The following is a 17,500-nucleotide window of genomic DNA, read 5'->3' on the forward strand; positions in this document are numbered from 1 at the left end:
TTCTTCGCCCACCCAACTCTTCCCCATGTCCGCACCCCGTTTGTTGAAGGTGCCAGATAAGGAATCATGGCCGATTCCACGTGATCAAGTGAAAACTGCAACCTAAGGACTTATGGGTAACTTCAAGTGTGTACAGGTCGCGTAACTCCTGGCGATCGGCTTCGCCCGGAGCAGGCGGGAATGGTGCCGCCATTCGCGCGAATCGTTATAAAGGGCTTGTGCTTATAGAGCCCTGGCTGTTCCTGGAGCCCCTTCCGTTTTGGCTTTCCGGATAAATATTGCCTCGTACCCGCCGCATGGAGAAATCAGTTTCTCCATGCGGCATTTTATATTCTCTGCCGTGCTCAATGCTGACATGTAGACGGCGTATCATTAGATTAATGAGGCGAGGCGGAGCCTGACCTGAAGCAGGCTTCTTCTGTTTCGTCCGCACCGTCTGCCATCGGCGTTGGGCCGATTGGCTGCCACGGCCAAACTAGGGAGATTGGAATGGGTTTGCGTATCAACGATACTGCGCCGGATTTTACGGCCGAAACCACTCACGGCGCGATCAGCTTTCATGACTGGATCGGCGATGGCTGGGCAGTGCTCTTCAGCCATCCGAAGAACTTCACTCCCGTCTGCACCACCGAGCTCGGCATAATGGCCGGCCTTGCCGGCGAGTTCGAGAAGCGTGGGGTAAAGATCATCGGCATCTCGGTCGATCCCGTCGGGGACCACCAGCGCTGGAAGGAGGACATCGCCAAGGCCACCGGTCACGCGGTCGACTACCCGCTGATCGGCGACAAGGACCTGAAGGTGGCCAAGCTCTACGACATGCTGCCCGCCGATGCCGGCGATTCGGCTGAGGGCCGCACGCCCGCCGACAATGCGACGGTGCGCTCGGTCTACATCATCGGCCCCGACAAGAAGATCAAGCTGGTGCTCACCTATCCGATGACCACCGGCCGCAACTTCGATGAGATCCTCCGCGCCATCGATTCCATACAATTGACGGCCAAGCACCAGGTGGCGACGCCGGCCAACTGGAAACAGGGCGAAGATGTCATCATCACCGCCGCGGTTTCCAACGACGACGCGGTCAAGCGCTTCGGTTCCTTCGACACGATTCTGCCTTATCTCAGGAAAACCAGGCAGCCGACTGCCTAGAGCAATTCCAGGAAAAGTGGGAACCGGCTTTCGTCCGGAATCGCGCAAAATCAAATAGTTGGATCAGTTCACCGTTTCTGTAGAACGGTGAACTGATCTAGTGGTCTGATCCGACAGATGGCCCCGTCTGTCAGGTAAATCGGCCCTCCGTCCGTTAGGGCCACTGATTGGCCATCATCGTGACTAGGCTCCGGGTTTTTACCGATGGAGCCTTTTCATGAAACCACTCGTTGTCACCGCCTGTCTGTTGCTGTCATCGGCCGCCGCCTCGGCTTCCTCTGCCGACGCCTGGGAGGAATTCAGGGCGGATGTCGAGACGAAGTGCATTGCCGCCGTTCCCGACAACATCACGGAAGCGACCGCATGGGTCCACGATACTGGCACGGAGAGCTTCGGTGTCGCCGTTGTCAGCGGCAAATCCAGCCCTGACGGAGCACGCTATTCCTATTTTTGTGTCTACGACAAGCAATCCGGGGGAGTGGAACTCACTCCGCAGGTCGAAGCCAACGAACTGATGGACAGCTTGTAGGGGCAGGACCGTCCGCCCCGTCTTTTTTTGCGTTTGCGCGGCGCTACATCGCAGCTATTCGCGATAGCGCGCGCCAGGCCTATCCGCTATGGTCGCGCCGATTTGAAAAAAGGCGAGCAATGTCTGACGAGCGCACAACCGCGGCGAGCGGTATGGAGACGGCTTTCGGCTTCCGCAGCGTCGGCGAGGGCGAGAAGCAGGGCCTGGTCAACGAGGTGTTCCACCGGGTGGCCGGCCGCTACGACCTGATGAACGATCTCATGTCGGGCGGCCTTCACCGGCTGTGGAAAGACGGCATGGTGAGCTGGCTCAACCCGCCCAGGAGACCGGGCTTCAAGGCACTGGACGTTGCCGGCGGCACCGGCGACATCGCCTTCCGCATCGTCGAAGCCTCGAAAGGCAACGCCCACGTCACCGTGCTCGACATCAACGGCTCGATGCTGGGCGTCGGCCGTGAGCGGGGCGCGAAAAAAGGCATCGCCGCCAACCTCACCTTCGTAGAGGCCAATGCGGAGGATCTGCCTTTTGCGGACAACACCTTCGACGCCTACACGATCGCTTTCGGCATTCGCAACGTGCCGCATATCGACGTGGCTCTGGCCGAGGCTTATCGTGTCCTGCGCCCCGGCGGCCGTTTCATGTGCCTGGAATTTTCCGATGTTGACATGCCGTTGCTCGACAAGGTTTACGACCAGTGGTCCTTCCACGTCATCCCGCGCATCGGCCAGGCCGTGACGGGGGACCGCGAATCTTACCGGTATCTGGTGGAATCGATCCGAAAATTCCCCAACCAGAGGAATTTCGCTACCATGATCGAGGTCGCGGGCTTTGGCCGTGTTTCCTGGCGGGACTATTCCGGCGGCATCGCCGCGCTGCATTCAGGCTGGAAAATCTGATTTGAGCACTGTCGGCGCATATCTCCGCCTTGCGCGCGGTGGCTGGATTCTCGTGCGTGAGGGCGTTATCGCCGCTTTGCCCGGCGACCAGCTCGAAGGTATGCCGCGTTTCAGTTGGCGCCTGGCGCGGCTCATGTCGCGCCGCCGCTCGGCCCGCCGCGACCGGCCCGAGCGGCTTGCCATCGCTGTCGACCGGCTGGGGCCGTCCTACGTCAAGCTCGGCCAGTTCCTCGCCACCCGGCCTGATGTCGTCGGCCGTGAAATGGCTTACGACCTGGCAAGCCTGCAGGACCGGATGGAGACATTCCCCGAGACGCAGGCCCGCAGCGCCATCGAGGCGTCCCTCGGCCGGAATGTCGACGACCTCTACCTTGATTTCGGCTCGCCGGTCGCCGCCGCCTCCATCGCCCAGGTCCACCCCGCCAGCATTATGCGCGAAGGCAACAGGGAGCGCGTCGCCGTCAAGGTGATCAGGCCCGGCGTCCGCCGCCGCTTCTACAACGATCTGGAAAGCTATTTCCTGGCCGCCCGCCTGCAGGAGCGCTACATTGCTGCCGCCCGCCGCCTGCGGCCCGTGGAAGTGACCCGGACGCTGGCGCAAACCACCAAGATCGAGATGGATCTGCGCCTCGAGGCAGCGGCCATTTCCGAGCTGCATGAGAACACGAAGGGCGATCCGGGCTTCCGGGTGCCCTGGGTCGACTGGCAGCGCACCGGGCGCGATGTCCTGACGCTCGAATGGATCGACGGCGTCAAGATGTCGGATGTCGAGGCGCTGAAGGCAGCCGGCCACGACCTTGAGAACCTTGCCACCGTCCTCATCCAGTCGTTCCTGCGCCACACGCTACGGGACGGTTTCTTTCACGCCGACATGCATCCCGGCAATCTGTTCGTCGAGGCGGACGGCACCATCGTCGCCGTCGATTTCGGCATTGTCGGTCGGGTCCGCAAGAAGGAGCGCCGCTTCCTCGCCGAAATCCTCTACGGCTTCATCACGCGCGATTTCCGCCGTGTCGCGGAGGTGCATTTCGAGGCGGGTTATGTGCCGCCGCATCACGATGTCGCCGCCTTTGCCCAGGCGCTCAGGGCCATTGGCGAGCCGATCCACGGCCAGTCCGCCGAAACCATCTCGATGGCGCGCCTCCTCACGCTCTTGTTCGAGGTGACGGAGCTCTTCGACATGCAGGCTCGCCCCGAGCTGCTGCTGCTGCAGAAGACGATGGTGGTCGTGGAGGGCGTGTCGCGCACGCTCGACCCGCATTTCAACATGTGGAAGGCATCGGAACCCGTCGTCTCCGACTGGATCGCCGCCAATCTTGGGCCCCGCGGCATCGTGACCGACGCCCGCGACGGACTTGCCGCTGTCGCCTCGCTCGCCCGTCAGGCACCCGAAATCGCCGCCCGCACCGAGCGCCTCTCGCGGGAGATCGACGAGATGGCCGTAAAGGGCCTGCGTTTCGATGCCGGCACGGCAGAAGCCATCGGCAGGGCCGAAGCCCGCCACACCCGCTCCGGCCGCATTGCCCTGTGGGCCATCGCCATAGCGCTCGCCGCCATCGCATGGCAGCTTGGCTGACGGTCGTCGACCACGGAATGCGGCCTGCCGCTTCTTTTCAAGGGCGTGGATTTCAGCCATACCGATATCGAACCCGCCCTCAAGCCAGCATGAGGCAGCTTTCGGCCATGACCGCATCTCTTTCCGGCAAGCGCATTCTCCTCGTCATCGGCGGTGGCATAGCGGCTTACAAGTGCCTCGATCTCATCCGCCGATTGCGCGAGCGTGGGGCTTCGGTCCGCCCGGTGATGACGGCCGCCGCGCGGGAATTCGTGACCCCGCTTTCCGTCGGCGCGCTTGCCGCCGATCATGTCTTCACTGACCTGTTCGACAGGCAGGACGAGCAGGATGTGGGACACATAAGGCTTGCGCGCGAGGCGGACCTGATCGTGGTTGCTCCGGCCACCGCCGATCTCATGGCAAAGCTTGCCAACGGGTTGGCCAACGATCTGGCCTCCACCATCCTGCTGGCCGCCGGCTCCCCGGTGCTCTTCGCGCCGGCCATGAACCCGGCCATGTGGGCGCACCCGGCAACCCGGCGCAATCATGCCGCGCTACTGGAAGATGGTATCCGCTTCATCGGCCCCAACAGCGGCGAGATGGCCGAAAGCGGGGAGGCCGGCGAAGGCCGCATGGCCGAGCCCTTGGAGATCGTTGCCGCCATCGAAACCCTGCTGGACAGCGCGCCGAAGCCGCTCGCCGGCAAGCGGGTCGTCGTCACCTCCGGCCCGACCCATGAGCCGATCGACCCCGTGCGCTATATCGCCAACCGCTCCTCGGGCAGGCAGGGCCACGCCATCGCCGCTGCTCTGGCGCGGCTTGGCGCCGATGTTCGGCTCGTCTCCGGCCCGGTCTCGATCCCCGACCCCGCCGGTGTGACCGTCACCCGCATCGAGAGCGCGCGCGAAATGCGCGAGGCCGTGGAAGCGCTGCTGCCCGCCGATGCGGGCGTCTTCGTGGCTGCCGTCGCCGACTGGCGCCCCGAGAACGAGACGGCGGACAAGATCAAGAAGCAGAAGGGGGCAGGCGCTCCCGCGCTGGCGCTGGTGGAAAATCCCGACATCCTTGCCGGCGTCGGCCATCATGAAAAGCGCCCGCGCCTCGTCGTCGGCTTTGCGGCCGAAACGCGGAATGTCGTCGAGAACGCCCGCAAGAAGCTCGACAAGAAGGGCGCGGATATCATCGTGGCCAACGATGTCTCCCACGACAGCGGCGTCGGCAACAAGGGCGTCATGGGCGGCGCGCGCAATCGCGTCGTCATCGTTTCCCGCGATGGCGAGGAAGCCTGGCCCGAGCTCGACAAGGAAGAAGTCGCCGAAAGATTGGCCCTCCTCGTTTCGGAAAAGCTGGCCGGGCAGCCGAAATGACATCGGCGCCCACGCTGGAAACCCCACGCCTCCTCCTGCGCGCACACCGGGCCGAGGATTTCGATGCGCTCTTCGCCCTGTGGACCCATCCGGACGTCGCCCGCTACATCAGCCCCACGCAGGATCGCGCCGAGGCCTGGCGCAAGCTTCTGATGAAGCCGGGCATGTGGGCTTTGATGGGGTTCGGCTATTGGGCGGTGGAGGACCAGGCGACTGGCCGGCTGATCGGCGATGTCGGCTTCCACGACATGCGCCGCGAACTGGAACCGAGCCTCGACGGCACGATGGAGGCCGGCTGGTCCTTCGCGCCCGATGCACAGGGCAGGGGCTTTGCTCTTGAGGCCATGGAGGCCGTGATCGGCTGGCGTTCGAAGACCCACCCGCATCTGCCCGTCACCTGCATCGTGGACGAAGAGAACGGCCGGTCGCTCAAGCTCGCCGCCCGCCTCGGATTCCGCGAGACCGCGCGCACGATCTACAAGGAAAAGCCCATCCTCGTGCTGGCGCTCGAAACCGCTACGCCGAACGGCTGAGCGCCCCGATCACCACGATCCCTTCGCGCCATCGACCAGATGGATGATCGAAGCCGGGCTTGAAATCCAGAACCCGTCGAAATTCTCGCCCAGCGCCTCGATCTCGTCGCAGCGGGCTATGCCTGCCTTTTCGAGGTGCTCCGCCGCCGCCGCGGTGTCGTCGGTGGTCAGTTCGAGCCACAGTTCCGCCTGGCTCATCGCCGGCGCCTTGTCGATCCAGAGCTGGTTGTGGCCGAACCGGAAGCCGACCGCCGGCAGCAGCTCCTCGATCTGCTCGAGCCCGATCACGTCGCGGTAGAAGGCGACCGTCCGGTCATACTGATGCGGCGGCACTTTCATCGCAATATTGCGTCCGCCCTTGAAGCTCGGTCTCATTTTTCCTCCTGGCTCGTCTCGAATATCTGGATCAGGTTGCCGCAGGTGTCCTCGAACACGGCCATCGGCGGCATGTTCTCTCCCATGCGGGCGGGCTCGCCGCGAAACGTCACGCCCAGCTTCCTCATGCGGTCATATTCGGCCTGCACATCGTCGCAGCCAAACGCCGTGAAGGCGATCTCGGCGTCGAACAGCGCCTTCTGGTAGTCTCTGGCGAAGGGATAGCCGGCCGGCTCCAGCAGCAGCTCGACGCCATCCGGACCGGCGGGTGATACCACGGTCAGCCACCGCGCCCCGCCGGCGGGAAAGTCCTGCTTCTTCACGAAGCCCAGGACCTCCGTATAGAATTTTTCCGCCTTGGCCTGGTCGTCGACCATGACGCTGGTGAGGGGGATCGTCAGCATGGCGTTTGCCTGTCTCTGGAACTCGGTTGGACAAGATGGATGGCCGAGGCGTCACGCCCGGCGTCCATCAATGGTTCAATCGGCGGCAAACCTGCCGCTGTACATCTTCTCCAGTTCGGGGATCCGCGACCAGAAGCGGTTGGCGCCGCCGCCTTGCAGCGTGGTTTCCAGCACTTCCAGATGGGCGTGCCAGCCGCTCGACACATTGGCCATTTCGTCCCGCCGGGCCAGGCGCTTGTGGGTCACGATCAGCCGCACCTTGTCGCCTTCCGGAAACAGCTCGAAAACCACTTCGCTTTCCGTGTCTTCGCCCGGCCAGGTCATGGCGAGCAGTCGCGGCGGGTCTATTTCGGTGATGCGGTGCGGCGAGAGGAATCCCTGCGTGTTCATTTCCGCGTATTTTTCCGGCGCGGGCTCGTCCGTGAACTCGGAATGCTTGAACAGCAATTCCGCTTTCCCGCCGGCCTTCAGCTCCATCTCACCGCCGGCAAGCCATTGCCTGCGCTTGTCGGCCTCCGTCAGGTAGGCCCAGACGCGCTCGGCGGGCCCGGGCAGCAGGCGTTCGAAACGCACCGTGTCGGGCGCGGTCATGACGCCGTAGGCGTCCGGATCGGGCTGGCTCATGAATATCCTCCAAAGGGCTTGTCTTCCTCGACGAGCAACCGCGCCTGCATGTCGAGCATTGCGCCCCAGCCCTTCTCCACCTGCTTTTCGTATTGGGCCCATTTGGGGTCCATCTCGTGGACGAGCGTGACGGTGCAGCCCGTGCCGGCGGACTCGAAGGTCACCGTCACGGTGGAGTTGTTCTCCATCTCCTCCTCTTCGGAGGTGAACCAGGTGAACACCAGCTTCCGCGGGCGGTCGATCGCGAGATAGGTGCCCCAGTGCACGGCCTCCCCTTCCGGCCGCATGTCGGAGAAGGTGAAACGGCCGCCTATTCGGGCATCCACCTCCACGCGCCGGACATCGGCGGGCAGGCCGTTCTCGTCCAGCGCCATTTCGGACCAGGCGCGTATCCTATCGGGGTCGAGCCAGGCGTCAAAGACGCGCTCGGGGGGAAAATCAAAGTAGCGGATGACTTCTACGGCGAAGGTCCTGCGCGTCATAGCCTCTTTCCTTCTCCTGCCTGTTCGTCCTCGGCCTTGAGCAGCGCTTCCAGCGTGTCGAGCCGGCGGGTCCAGAAGCGCTCGTAATAGCGCAGCCAGGCCTCTGCCTCGGCCATGCGCGCCGCCTCCAAACGGCAGTAGTGAATGCGGCCTTCCACGCGCCTGCGCACCAGCCCCGCCGCCTCCAGCACCTTCACATGCTTGGAGGCGCCCGCCAGCGTCATGGAATAGGGGGAGGCAAGGGCGCTGACGCTCTTTTCCCCGTCCTCGGCCAATGTCCTCAGCATCGCCCGCCGCGTGCTGTCGGCGAGCGCTTGAAAGACCGTGTCGAGCGTTGCTTCCTGATGATCAACCATATGGTTTATAATATCGGCCCGGCCTCAAAAGTCAACCACATGGTATAATAACTGCGAAAAGAAAAAGGCGCCGCATCGGGCGCCTTTTCAACTATGCAGGGGAGCCTATTCGCTCTCTTCGGCCGATCCGGCGTTGAGCTGGCCGTATTTCTCCACGCCGATAGTGTCCAGCAGCTCGAGCTGGGTTTCCAGGAAGTCGATATGGCCTTCCTCGTCGGCGAGAAGCTCCTCGAAGAGCTTCATCGACACGTAGTCGCCGGCATTGTTACAGATGTCGCGCGAGTCCTTGTAGGAGGCGCGCGCATCGTACTCACCCGCGAGATCGGCCTCCAGGACCTCTTTCACGTTCTGGCCGATGCGCAAGGCCCCGACATTTTGGAGATTGGGATGGCCTTCGAGGAAAATGATGCGCTCCACCAGCTTGTCGGCATGATGCATCTCCTCGATGGATTCGGCCCGCTCCTTGGCGGCAAGCTTGGTGTATCCCCAATCCTCCAGCAGGCGATAGTGAAGCCAATACTGGTTGACGGCGCCGAGCTCCAGAAAAAGAGCCTCGTTAAGCCGCTCGATGACCTTTGGGTCGCCTTTCATTGAATTTGCTCCCGAACTTTTCGCGCAACGCGCGAACGCGGTCGAGATGCGTCACCACACTGGCTTCGCCCTCTTGCGCGTGGCTGTGGTAATCTTCGGTTACCCGAATGATTGTTTCCACCACATTTGGGAAGCAACCGCAACACCGGCCGCGCTTGGCCATCGCGTGATAAACCTTGGCGGGAACGATCAGCTGCCAGGGATCCTCGTCGAGCATGGCGCGAACCTGCGCGTCGAGTTCCTTCTGCGTAATGATGTTGCACTGACAGACAAGCATTCCTTCGCCCTTGGGTTCAAAAGCCTGGGAGCCTGCGCTTGCAGGGCTGGACAAATGATTTCCGGGAAAAGACCAGCCCAAGGCAGCGCCGCACCGGCGGCTTCATCCTTATTTGGGCATGGCGCTCTTCAATGGAAAGGGTTCAAGGCCCAGACATCTGCGAACGCGTCCTTTTGGACGGGCCCATAACAACCCTTCTTGAGATTGTCTGTCAAGATAAGTGACGCGCTGGGGCAAAAGGACGCGGCGACCGCGTCGCTTACCCCCCGTGCTTCTCAAGAAATGCTTCCGCAGAAAGCATCCGAAAATCGTCGAGCGCGCTCCGCAGCCTCTCATGATCCCAGTCCCACCAGGCAAGCTCCAGGAAGCGCTCCGCCACCTTGCTGGCGAAACGCGGCCGGATGACGCGCCCCGGCACGCCGCCGACGATGGTGTAGGGCGCCACATCCTTGCTGACGACCGCGCCCGCCCCAACCACCGCACCGTGGCCCACCGTCACCCCCGGCAACACCGTCGAGCCATGGCCGAACCACGTATCGTGCCCGATCGTCACCATGTTGCTCCGCCGCCAGTCGAAGAATTCCGCCTCGTCGGTCGCATCGTCCCAATAGTCGCCGGCGCGATAGGTGAAATGGTGCAGCGTCGCGCGCCATGTGGGATGGTTGGTCGCGTTGAAGCGCACGGCCGAGGCGATATTGGCGAACTTGCCGATCATGGCGCACCAGGCGCTGCAATCCTGCATCATGTAGGAATAGTCCCCAAGCACGGTTTCATGCACCCGGCACCGTTCCGCGATTTCGGTGAAGCGGCCGAGCGTGGAGCCGGTCACTTCCGCCGTCTCGTGCACCAGCGGCTTTTCGGAGAGCCGCGTCATGCCGCCCTCGCCGGCGCGAATTCGGTGACGTCGATGATGCTGTCGGCCACCTGCTCGCGCACATCCTGGTCGTGGAAGATGCCGAGCAGCGCCGTTCCCGCCGCCTTCTTCTCTGCGATCATCTCCACCACCACCTGCCTGTTGGCCCGGTCGAGCGAGGCCGTCGGCTCGTCGAGCAGCAGGATGGGATGCGCGGTGATGAAGCCGCGCGCGATGTTCACGCGCTGCTGCTCGCCGCCGGAAAAGGTCGCCGGCGGCAGCCGCCACAGGCGCTCCGGCAGGTTGAGCCGCGCCAGCATCGCCGCCGCTCTCGTCCGCGCGGCTTCCGGCTCGATGCCTTCGGCAATCGCCGGCTCGGCGACGATGTCGAGCGCTGAAACGCGCGGCACCACGCGCAGGAACTGGCTGACATAGCCGACCGTGCGCCGCCGCACATCGATGACCGTGCGCGGATCGGCGGTCGCCAAATCCACCAGCGCGCCGTCATGGGTCACGATGATCTGGCCGGCATCGGCCGCGTAATTGCCGTAGACCATCTTCAGGATCGAGCTCTTGCCGGCGCCTGACGGGCCGCCCAGCACCGCGCACTCGCCCGCCCTGACGGCAAAGGAGACGTTTTCGACCACCGGCAGGCGCACGCCGCCCTGCAGATGCATGGTGAAGGTCTTGGAAAGTTCGGAAACGACAAGCGGAGTGGTCATGGTCACACCTGCAGGATCGAGGAAACGAGAAGCTGCGTGTAGGGCGCCTGCGGGTCGTCCAGCACCCGGTCGGTGAGGCCGGTTTCCACCACGCGCCCCTCCTTCATCACGATCATGCGGTGCGACAGGAGCCGGGCCACGGCCAGATCGTGGGTCACCACGATGGCCGCCAGCCCCATGTCCTGCACAAGCCCGCGCAGCAGGTCGAGCAGGCGCGCCTGCACCGATACGTCGAGCCCGCCGGTGGGCTCGTCCATGAACATCAGCCGGGGTCCCGTCACCAGGTTGCGCGCGATCTGCAGGCGCTGGCGCATGCCGCCGGAAAAGGCGCGCGGCTGGTCGTCCACCCGGTCCCCGGCGATCTCGACGCGCCCCAGCCAGTCGGTCGCCGTGGCCCGGATCTGCCCGTAATGCCGGTCGCCCAGCGCCATCAGGCGCTCGCCCACATTGGCGCCGGCCGAGACCGTCATGCGCAGGCCGTCTGCCGGGTTCTGGTGCACGAATCCCCAATCGGTCCGCATCAAGAACCGCCGCTCCGCCTCGCTCATCCGGTAAAGGTCGCGGGACGTGCCGTCGCGCATACGGTAGGAGACAACGCCCGATGTCGGCAGCAGCCGGGTCGACAGGCAATTGAGCAGCGTGGTCTTGCCCGAACCGGACTCGCCCACCACCGCCAGCACCTCACCCGGCCAGAGATCGAAGGAGATGTCCTCGCAGCCGATGCGGTTGCCGTAGAATTTCGAGACCGAGCGGACGGTGAAAAGGGGTTGGGCGGTCATTGGGCGGCTCCTCCGGATATGAAGCAGCGCGGGATACCCCCCTCTGTCCTGCCGGACATCTCCCCCTCAAGGGGGGAGATTAGCTGGCATCGACGACGTCCGAAAGAGACGAGGCGTCGATGAAGAGATAATCTCCCCCCTTGAGGGGGAGATGCCCGGCAGGGCAGAGGGGGGTGCGATACGCGAAGACATTTGTTCATTGAACCTCTCCTTCACCCGGCGATCCCGTTGGTCCGGCATGCCCCTCCGCCTGCCTCTTCTCGCAATAATCCGTGTCCGAGCAGACGAACATGCGCCCGCCTGCATCGTCCAGCACCACCTCGTCGAGATAGACGCCCGCGCCGCCGCACAGCGCGCAGGGCTGGTCGAAGGTCTGGACTTCGAACGGGTGATCCTCGAAATCGAGGCTTTCCACCCGTGTATAGGGCGGTATGGCGTAGATGCGTTTCTCGCGGCCCGCTCCGAAAAGCTGCAGCGCGGCTGACATGTGCATTTTCGGATTGTCGAATTTCGGCGTCGGCGAAGGGTCCATCACATAGCGTCCTTCCACCTTCACCGGATAAGCATAGGTGGTGGCGATGTGGCCGTGCTGGGCGATGTCCTCGTAGAGCTTCACATGCATGAGGCCGTATTCCTCCAGCGCGTGCATCTTGCGTGTCTCCGTCTCGCGCGGTTCCAGAAAGCGCAGGGGTTCGGGGATGGGCACCTGATAGACCAGCACCTGGCCCGCTTTCAGCGGTTCCTCGGGTATGCGGTGGCGCGTCTGGATGATGCTCGCCTTCCCGGTTTCGGTGGTCACTGCCACCTCCGCCACCTTCTGGAAGAAGGCGCGGATGGAGACGGCATTGGTCGTGTCGTCCGAACCCTGGTCGATCACCTTCAACACGTCGTCCGGCCCGATGATGGAAGCCGTCACCTGCACGCCGCCCGTGCCCCAGCCATAGGGCATCGGCATCTCGCGGCTGGCGAACGGCACCTGATAGCCCGGGATGGCGATTGCTTTGAGGATCGCCCGGCGGATCATCCGCTTGGTCTGCTCGTCCAGATAGGCGAAGTTGTACTGAGCGATATTCTCGGCATGCGCGTTCATTCCGCCGCCTCCCTGCCTTTGGCATAGCGTTCCAACCGCTCCGCCAGCGTGCCGGTGTGCAGCTCGAACATGTGGTTGTCCTGGTCGTAGAAATAGATGGAGCGGCCCTCGCCCTCGACGCGCGGACGAGGGGGACGCATCTCCAGTCCCAGCCTTTGAATGCGCTCGACACAGGTGTCGAAATCCGCCTCGTCGATCTTGAAGGCGATGTGGTTGTAGGTTCTCGCTGGCAGCGGCTCGCCCTCCATGATGGCGATCCAGATATCGCCAACGAGGAAGAACTTCTCGCGGCTCAGCGAGAAGATCTGGTCTTCGCTGGAGTAGACTTGCCGGGCGCCGAGCACGCCGGTGAGGATTTCGCTCATCCGGCCGAGATCGCGCACGACGAAGGTCATGTGTGAAAGCCCCTCGATCATTCCGCCGCCTCCTTGACCGTGGATGTCTGTTTCCGCTCCTCGAATTCGCGCCGCATCTGTCGCACCAGGCCGAGCTCGGCCTGGAAGTCCACATAATGCGGCAGCTTCAGATGCTCGACGAAGCCGGTCGCCTGCACATTGTCGGAGTGCGAGATCACGAATTCCTCGTCCTGGGCGGGGGCGACGACGTCTTCGCCCAGCTCCTTCGCCCTCAGCGCCCGGTCGCACAGCGCCATCGCCATCGCCTTGCGCTCGGATTGGCCGAAGACCAGGCCATAGCCGCGGGTGAACTGCGGCGGCGCCTTGGCGGAGCCCTTGAACTGGTTGATCATCTGGCACTCGGTCACGCGGATGCGGCCGAGCGGCACGGGAAAGTCCAGCTCGGGAACGTCGAGCTCGATCTCCACCTCCCCAATGCGTATTTCGCCGGCGAAGGGATGGCTGCGCGCATAGCCGCGCTGGGTAGAATAGCCGAGCGCCAGAAGGAAGCCCTCGTCGCCCCGCGACAGCGCCTGCAGGCGCGCGTCGCGCCCCTGCGGAAACTCGGGCGGCGTGCGGGTTATATCGGCAGGCTCCGTGCTATCGGGCAGCGCGCCGTCCGGCTCCACAAGTCCCTCGCCGGCCAGTATCTCCGTCACCCGAGGCATACGGCTCTCTTCTGCCGCTCCCTCGCGGCGCTCGGGCTGTTCCGGCATGTCATCGCCCGCAAGGTCGGGGTCGAGCAACCGGTGGGTATAGTCGAAGGTGGGGCCCAGCAGCTGCCCGCCCGGCAGATCCTTGTAGGTGGCCGAGATGCGCCGCTCCACCAGCATCGCGCCGGTGTCCATCGGCTTCGAATAGCCGAAGCGGGGCAGGGTGGTGCGGTAGGCGCGCAGGAGGAAGATCGCCTCGATCATGTCGCCGCGCGCCTGCTTGATGGCGAGCGCGGCAAGCCCGGCATCGTAGAGCGAGCCTTCCGCCATCACCCGGTCGACCGCCAGCGCAAGCTGGCCCGCGATCTGCTCCAGCGTCAGTGCCGGCACGTCGCGCGGCCCGCGCCTCCGGTCTGCCAGCAGCCGGTGTGCGTTTTCGATGGCGGCCTCGCCGCCCTTCACCGCGACATACATGGCTCAGCCCTCCTGTTGGTGGATGCGCACGGTGCGCGGCAGCCCGATCAGCCCTTCCCGGCAGACCAGCAGCACGTCGATGCCGCGCGGAAACCGCGCATTGTTCTGTTCCCATTGGCGCGCAAAGTGCCGGGGCAGCGGTCGCGGCGCGATTGCCCTTTCCGTTTCGATGCCGGGCCCGGCGAGCCGCAGCGCCGGCCCGCCCTCAAGGCTCGCCACCTGCAGCACCAGCGTCGCCGACCGGTCCGGATAGTCCTGGCTGCCCTGTGCGAAGTTCTCGAGCCCGATCAGATCTCCGGGATCGGCCACGAAGGCGAAATGCGCCTCCGCCGCATGCGCAACGATGGGCGCGCCGGTGTGGAAGCCGAGCCAGGCGGCAACCGCGTTTTCCTCGCGCATGGCCGCATCCAGCCAGATCGGCGTGTCCGGGTCGCAAAGCGCCAGCGCCACTGCGCCCGCTTCCGGCGAAAGGGGAGCGGGCGGGCCGGGCACGGGAAAGCCGGCCATGCTTGTGCCGGGCCGCGCCAGCGCATCCATCAGCGCCCGAAACGCGGACTGCGCCTCCAGCACCGGCCGCGCGAACCCGCCTTCCATCGCAAGGGCCTCGAAATCCATCAGTCCTCTCCTCGGGTCATGGTGAAGAAGTCGACCTGCGTGGCCGCCGTCTCCTCGCGGCGCCGGCCATCGGTCTCGCGCTGCTCCGCACGAAGCGGCGCAAGGATCGCGTCGGCGACCCGCGCCCGGTTCTCTGGCTTTTGCGCCAGCGCGTCGATCACCGCCGCAATCCGCGCCTTCTCCCGCGCCCGCCCAAGCGCATAGGAATGACCGACTTCGCCCGTCGGCAGCTTCACGCTGGCCCGCGTCACCGTCGCTTCGCCGAAATTGAAGGCGGCACCGCCGCCGCCGATCCGCCCGCGCAGCGCCACCAGGCCGGTTTCCGGCCCCCGCAGGGGTGTCGCCGCTTCCGGCAAACCGCTTGCGGCAAACAGCGCCAAGACGCGGTCCTCCGGCGCCCTCGCAAGCACCGCCATCGCCTCACGCCTGGAAAACTGGGATTGTTCGGGTTCGGCCATCCGGTTCTCCTCGTCTTTCGTTAATTCATCTATTGTTATAGACAACCATACAAATTATAGTCCTTTCCTAGTTCCTGTCCATGACGGGACTGTGACAAGGCGGGGTTTTCCTGGAGCACGATCCCGAAAGCGGGGTGCCGGTTTTCGGAATTAACCGGGTTTCAGCAAGGAAACGGAGGCGGGGTAGAGGCGATGCAGACGTCACCGGAAGAAGCTATCGAACGGCGCAGCGGCGTGGCGCTGTGGCGGCAGATCGCCGACCGTATCCGCCTGGGCATAGCCGAAGGCCTGGCCGACGATGCGGGGCGCCTGCCCACGGAGATGGCGCTGGCCGGGCGCTTCGGCGTCAACCGGCACACCGTGCGCACCGCCATCCAGGCGCTGGTTCAGGAAGGAGTCCTGCGCAGCGAGCAGGGCCGCGGCACCTTTGTGGAAGGTCCGCGCCGCCTGTCCTATCCCATCCGCGCGCGCACGCGCTTTTCAGCCGGCCTTGCCGGCCAGGCGCGCGAAAGGCGCGGCCACTTGTTGTCCCACGCATACGAGCCTGCCCCGCCGCAGGCGGCCGAAGCGCTTGGCCTTGCCCCGGAGACCGGGATCCTGCGGCTTGAAACCGTCTCGCAGGCCGATGGCCGCCCCGTCTCGCGCGCCACGAGCTATTTCCCCGCCGCCCGCTTCGCCGGGCTGGAAAAGCACTTCGCCGACACGGGCAGCATCACCGCCGCCCTCGCGGCGCTGGGCGTGCCCGACTATGTCCGCGCCACCACCCGCATCTCCGCCCGCCATGCCGACAGTGCGGACCTTGCCCACCTGAAACTCTCCCCCGGCGCCATAGTCCTCATCACCTTCGCCGTGAACGCCGACAGCGCGGGGATCCCGATACAATATTCGCTGACGCGCTTTGCCGCGGACCGGGTGGAACTGCAGGTGGATGGGGAGGGTTGAATGCAGCCCGCGCACATCCCGAAATCCTCCCTCACGGCGAAGTGAGCCCTTCGCGAGCGCGCTTGCATTGATTTGCCTGCCACTGGCATGCTCAATCGCAATTCACGAACAATCGGGAAGCTGCCATGTTGAAATCCACTCTCGCTGCCGCCGCCTTGCTGCTTTCCGCGTTGGCGGTCCGCGCGGAGCCTGTGGACCCGGCCGACTGGGACGGCGTCCTTGCGGAAGCTAGAGGCCAGACCGTCTATCTCAACGCCTGGGGCGGGTCGGAAAACATCAACGCCTATCTCGAATGGGCGAATGGCGAGTTGAAGGAGCGCTTCGGCGTCACCCTCGTGCACGTCAAGCTCGACGACACCGCCAACGCGGTCGCCAAGGTCGTCGCCGAAAAGGCGGCGGGGCGCGATGCGGGCGGCAGCGTCGATCTGATCTGGATCAACGGCGAGAACTTTGCGGCGATGAAGCAGCGCGGGCTGCTTCTTTCCCCCGGCTGGGCCGAGAGCCTGCCCAACTGGCAATATGTCGACCACGAGAACAAGCCCACCATCCGCACCGATTTCACGATCCCCGTGGAGGGGCAGGCCGCGCCCTGGGGCATGGCCAAGCTCGTCTTCTTCTACGACACGGCGCGCATGGACAAGGCCGATCTGCCGAAGAATGCCGCCGATCTGCTCGCCTGGGCGGAGGAGAACCCTGGCCGCTTCTCCTATCCCCAGCCGCCGGATTTCATAGGATCCTCCTTCCTCAAGCAGGTCCTGATCGAAAAGATCGAGGATCCCTCGCTGCTCCAAAAGCCGGTGGACGACGAAGCCTTTGTCGATGTCACCGAACCCCTCTTCACCTATCTCGACCGCCTCCACGAGGTCGCCTGGCGGTCCGGACGCACCTTCCCCGAGAACTATCCGGCCATGAAGCAGCTTCTGGCCGATGGCGAGCTGGAGATCATCTTCGCCTTCAATCCGGCGGAGGCTTCGAGCGCTATCGCCAATGGCGAACTGCCCGACACGGTGCGCTCCTTCACCTTCCCCGAAGGCACGCTCGCCAATACCCATTTCCTGGCCATCCCTTACAATGCCTCGGCCATGGCGGGCGCGCTGGTGACGGCCAATTTCCTCATGTCGCCCGACGCTCAGGCGCACAAGCAGGACCCGAAAGTGTGGGGCGATCCTACGGTGCTGGCCGTCGATAAGCTGCCCGAGGAAGCCCGCGCCCGCTTTGCCGCGCTCGATCTCGGCATCGCCACCCTGTCCCCCGCCGAGCTCGGCCCCGCTTTGGCCGAGCCTCACCCGAGCTGGATGGAGCGCATCGAGGAAGAATGGAAACGGCGCTACACGGCGGGAAACTGAAGCTGACGCCGCCTGGTCTCGGGTCGCCGCAGTCG

Annotated in this window: 23 protein-coding genes; 8 read left to right on the forward strand and 15 right to left on the reverse strand. The window is 64.4% G+C overall.

Annotated features, from left to right (window positions below):
- The first annotated feature begins 489 nt into the window (after positions 1–489).
- The 6 genes from N1058_RS22990 (at position 490) to N1058_RS23015 (ending at position 6,029) form a co-directional block, all read left to right on the forward strand.
- On the forward strand, positions 490–1,149 hold the full coding sequence (locus tag N1058_RS22990) for a peroxiredoxin (protein WP_265519922.1): 660 nt from the start codon (positions 490–492) through the stop codon (positions 1,147–1,149).
- Between the two features lie 217 nt (positions 1,150–1,366).
- Positions 1,367–1,678 carry a hypothetical protein gene (locus tag N1058_RS22995; RefSeq protein ID WP_265519923.1) on the forward strand — a complete coding sequence of 104 codons (312 nt, stop codon included), beginning with the start codon at positions 1,367–1,369 and terminating at the stop codon, positions 1,676–1,678.
- A 119-nt stretch (positions 1,679–1,797) separates the two neighbouring features.
- Positions 1,798–2,574, forward strand: coding sequence for a bifunctional demethylmenaquinone methyltransferase/2-methoxy-6-polyprenyl-1,4-benzoquinol methylase UbiE (gene ubiE / locus N1058_RS23000; RefSeq protein WP_265519924.1), 777 nt, complete (start codon positions 1,798–1,800; stop codon positions 2,572–2,574).
- A 1-nt stretch (position 2,575) separates the two neighbouring features.
- Positions 2,576–4,150, forward strand: coding sequence for a 2-polyprenylphenol 6-hydroxylase (gene ubiB, locus N1058_RS23005; protein ID WP_265519925.1), 1,575 nt, complete (start codon positions 2,576–2,578; stop codon positions 4,148–4,150).
- Positions 4,151–4,257: 107 nt separating this feature from the next.
- Positions 4,258–5,496: a bifunctional phosphopantothenoylcysteine decarboxylase/phosphopantothenate--cysteine ligase CoaBC gene (gene coaBC, locus N1058_RS23010; RefSeq protein ID WP_265519926.1), complete on the forward strand. Its 1,239-nt coding sequence runs from the start codon at positions 4,258–4,260 to the stop codon at positions 5,494–5,496.
- Positions 5,493–6,029 carry a GNAT family N-acetyltransferase gene (locus tag N1058_RS23015; protein WP_265519927.1) on the forward strand — a complete coding sequence of 179 codons (537 nt, stop codon included), beginning with the start codon at positions 5,493–5,495 and terminating at the stop codon, positions 6,027–6,029. The genes coaBC and N1058_RS23015 overlap by 4 nt, the downstream gene beginning before the upstream one ends.
- 9 nt (positions 6,030–6,038) lie before the next feature.
- Here the strand turns inward: N1058_RS23015 and N1058_RS23020 are convergent, their stop codons facing one another.
- The 15 genes from N1058_RS23020 to phnG all read right to left on the reverse strand — a co-directional run bounded on the left by N1058_RS23020 (position 6,039) and on the right by phnG (position 15,177).
- Positions 6,039–6,404, reverse strand: coding sequence for a VOC family protein (locus N1058_RS23020; RefSeq protein ID WP_265519928.1), 366 nt, complete (start codon positions 6,402–6,404; stop codon positions 6,039–6,041).
- Positions 6,401–6,808, reverse strand: a complete 408-nt coding sequence (locus N1058_RS23025) for a VOC family protein (RefSeq protein WP_274709387.1) — start codon at positions 6,806–6,808, stop codon at positions 6,401–6,403. The genes N1058_RS23020 and N1058_RS23025 overlap by 4 nt, the downstream gene beginning before the upstream one ends.
- Before the next feature lie 75 nt (positions 6,809–6,883).
- Positions 6,884–7,432, reverse strand: a complete 549-nt coding sequence (locus N1058_RS23030) for an SRPBCC family protein (RefSeq protein WP_265519929.1) — start codon at positions 7,430–7,432, stop codon at positions 6,884–6,886.
- Positions 7,429–7,914, reverse strand: coding sequence for an SRPBCC family protein (locus tag N1058_RS23035; protein WP_265519930.1), 486 nt, complete (start codon positions 7,912–7,914; stop codon positions 7,429–7,431). The genes N1058_RS23030 and N1058_RS23035 overlap by 4 nt, the downstream gene beginning before the upstream one ends.
- A complete protein-coding gene (locus N1058_RS23040; protein WP_265519931.1) occupies positions 7,911–8,270 on the reverse strand; it encodes an ArsR/SmtB family transcription factor in 360 nt (119 codons plus the stop codon). Before N1058_RS23040 ends, N1058_RS23035 begins: the two co-directional genes overlap by 4 nt.
- 105 nt (positions 8,271–8,375) lie before the next feature.
- Complete coding sequence (gene bfr / locus N1058_RS23045) at positions 8,376–8,861, reverse strand: bacterioferritin (protein ID WP_265519932.1); 486 nt, start codon at positions 8,859–8,861, stop codon at positions 8,376–8,378.
- Positions 8,827–9,138 (reverse strand): (2Fe-2S)-binding protein, encoded by a 312-nt coding sequence (locus tag N1058_RS23050; protein WP_265519950.1) that lies wholly within the window; start codon positions 9,136–9,138, stop codon positions 8,827–8,829. The genes bfr and N1058_RS23050 overlap by 35 nt, the downstream gene beginning before the upstream one ends.
- Before the next feature lie 259 nt (positions 9,139–9,397).
- On the reverse strand, positions 9,398–10,012 hold the full coding sequence (locus tag N1058_RS23055) for a DapH/DapD/GlmU-related protein (protein WP_265519933.1): 615 nt from the start codon (positions 10,010–10,012) through the stop codon (positions 9,398–9,400).
- A complete protein-coding gene (phnL, locus tag N1058_RS23060; RefSeq protein ID WP_265519934.1) occupies positions 10,009–10,713 on the reverse strand; it encodes a phosphonate C-P lyase system protein PhnL in 705 nt (234 codons plus the stop codon). Before phnL ends, N1058_RS23055 begins: the two co-directional genes overlap by 4 nt.
- A 2-nt stretch (positions 10,714–10,715) precedes the next feature.
- Positions 10,716–11,492 (reverse strand): phosphonate C-P lyase system protein PhnK, encoded by a 777-nt coding sequence (phnK, locus tag N1058_RS23065; RefSeq protein WP_265519935.1) that lies wholly within the window; start codon positions 11,490–11,492, stop codon positions 10,716–10,718.
- 196 nt (positions 11,493–11,688) lie between these two features.
- Positions 11,689–12,582 (reverse strand): alpha-D-ribose 1-methylphosphonate 5-phosphate C-P-lyase PhnJ, encoded by an 894-nt coding sequence (locus tag N1058_RS23070; RefSeq protein WP_265519936.1) that lies wholly within the window; start codon positions 12,580–12,582, stop codon positions 11,689–11,691.
- Positions 12,579–12,998 (reverse strand): FosX/FosE/FosI family fosfomycin resistance hydrolase, encoded by a 420-nt coding sequence (gene fosX / locus N1058_RS23075; RefSeq protein ID WP_265519937.1) that lies wholly within the window; start codon positions 12,996–12,998, stop codon positions 12,579–12,581. Before fosX ends, N1058_RS23070 begins: the two co-directional genes overlap by 4 nt.
- Positions 12,995–14,104 (reverse strand): carbon-phosphorus lyase complex subunit, encoded by a 1,110-nt coding sequence (locus N1058_RS23080; RefSeq protein ID WP_265519938.1) that lies wholly within the window; start codon positions 14,102–14,104, stop codon positions 12,995–12,997. The genes fosX and N1058_RS23080 overlap by 4 nt, the downstream gene beginning before the upstream one ends.
- A gap of 3 nt (positions 14,105–14,107) precedes the next feature.
- Entirely contained in the window at positions 14,108–14,719 is a 612-nt protein-coding gene (gene phnH / locus N1058_RS23085; RefSeq protein ID WP_265519939.1) for a phosphonate C-P lyase system protein PhnH, read from the reverse strand.
- Positions 14,719–15,177 carry a phosphonate C-P lyase system protein PhnG gene (gene phnG, locus N1058_RS23090; protein ID WP_265519940.1) on the reverse strand — a complete coding sequence of 153 codons (459 nt, stop codon included), beginning with the start codon at positions 15,175–15,177 and terminating at the stop codon, positions 14,719–14,721. The genes phnH and phnG overlap by 1 nt, the downstream gene beginning before the upstream one ends.
- Positions 15,178–15,369: 192 nt before the next feature.
- Between phnG and phnF the strand changes: the two genes are divergently transcribed.
- Positions 15,370–16,119 (forward strand): phosphonate metabolism transcriptional regulator PhnF, encoded by a 750-nt coding sequence (gene phnF, locus N1058_RS23095; protein ID WP_265519941.1) that lies wholly within the window; start codon positions 15,370–15,372, stop codon positions 16,117–16,119.
- A 125-nt stretch (positions 16,120–16,244) separates the two neighbouring features.
- Entirely contained in the window at positions 16,245–17,465 is a 1,221-nt protein-coding gene (locus tag N1058_RS23100; protein ID WP_265519942.1) for an ABC transporter substrate-binding protein, read from the forward strand.
- The last annotated feature ends 35 nt before the right edge of the window (positions 17,466–17,500 follow it).

The organism is Nitratireductor luteus, from assembly GCF_026162365.1.
Lineage (GTDB): Bacteria > Pseudomonadota > Alphaproteobacteria > Rhizobiales > Rhizobiaceae > Chelativorans > Chelativorans luteus.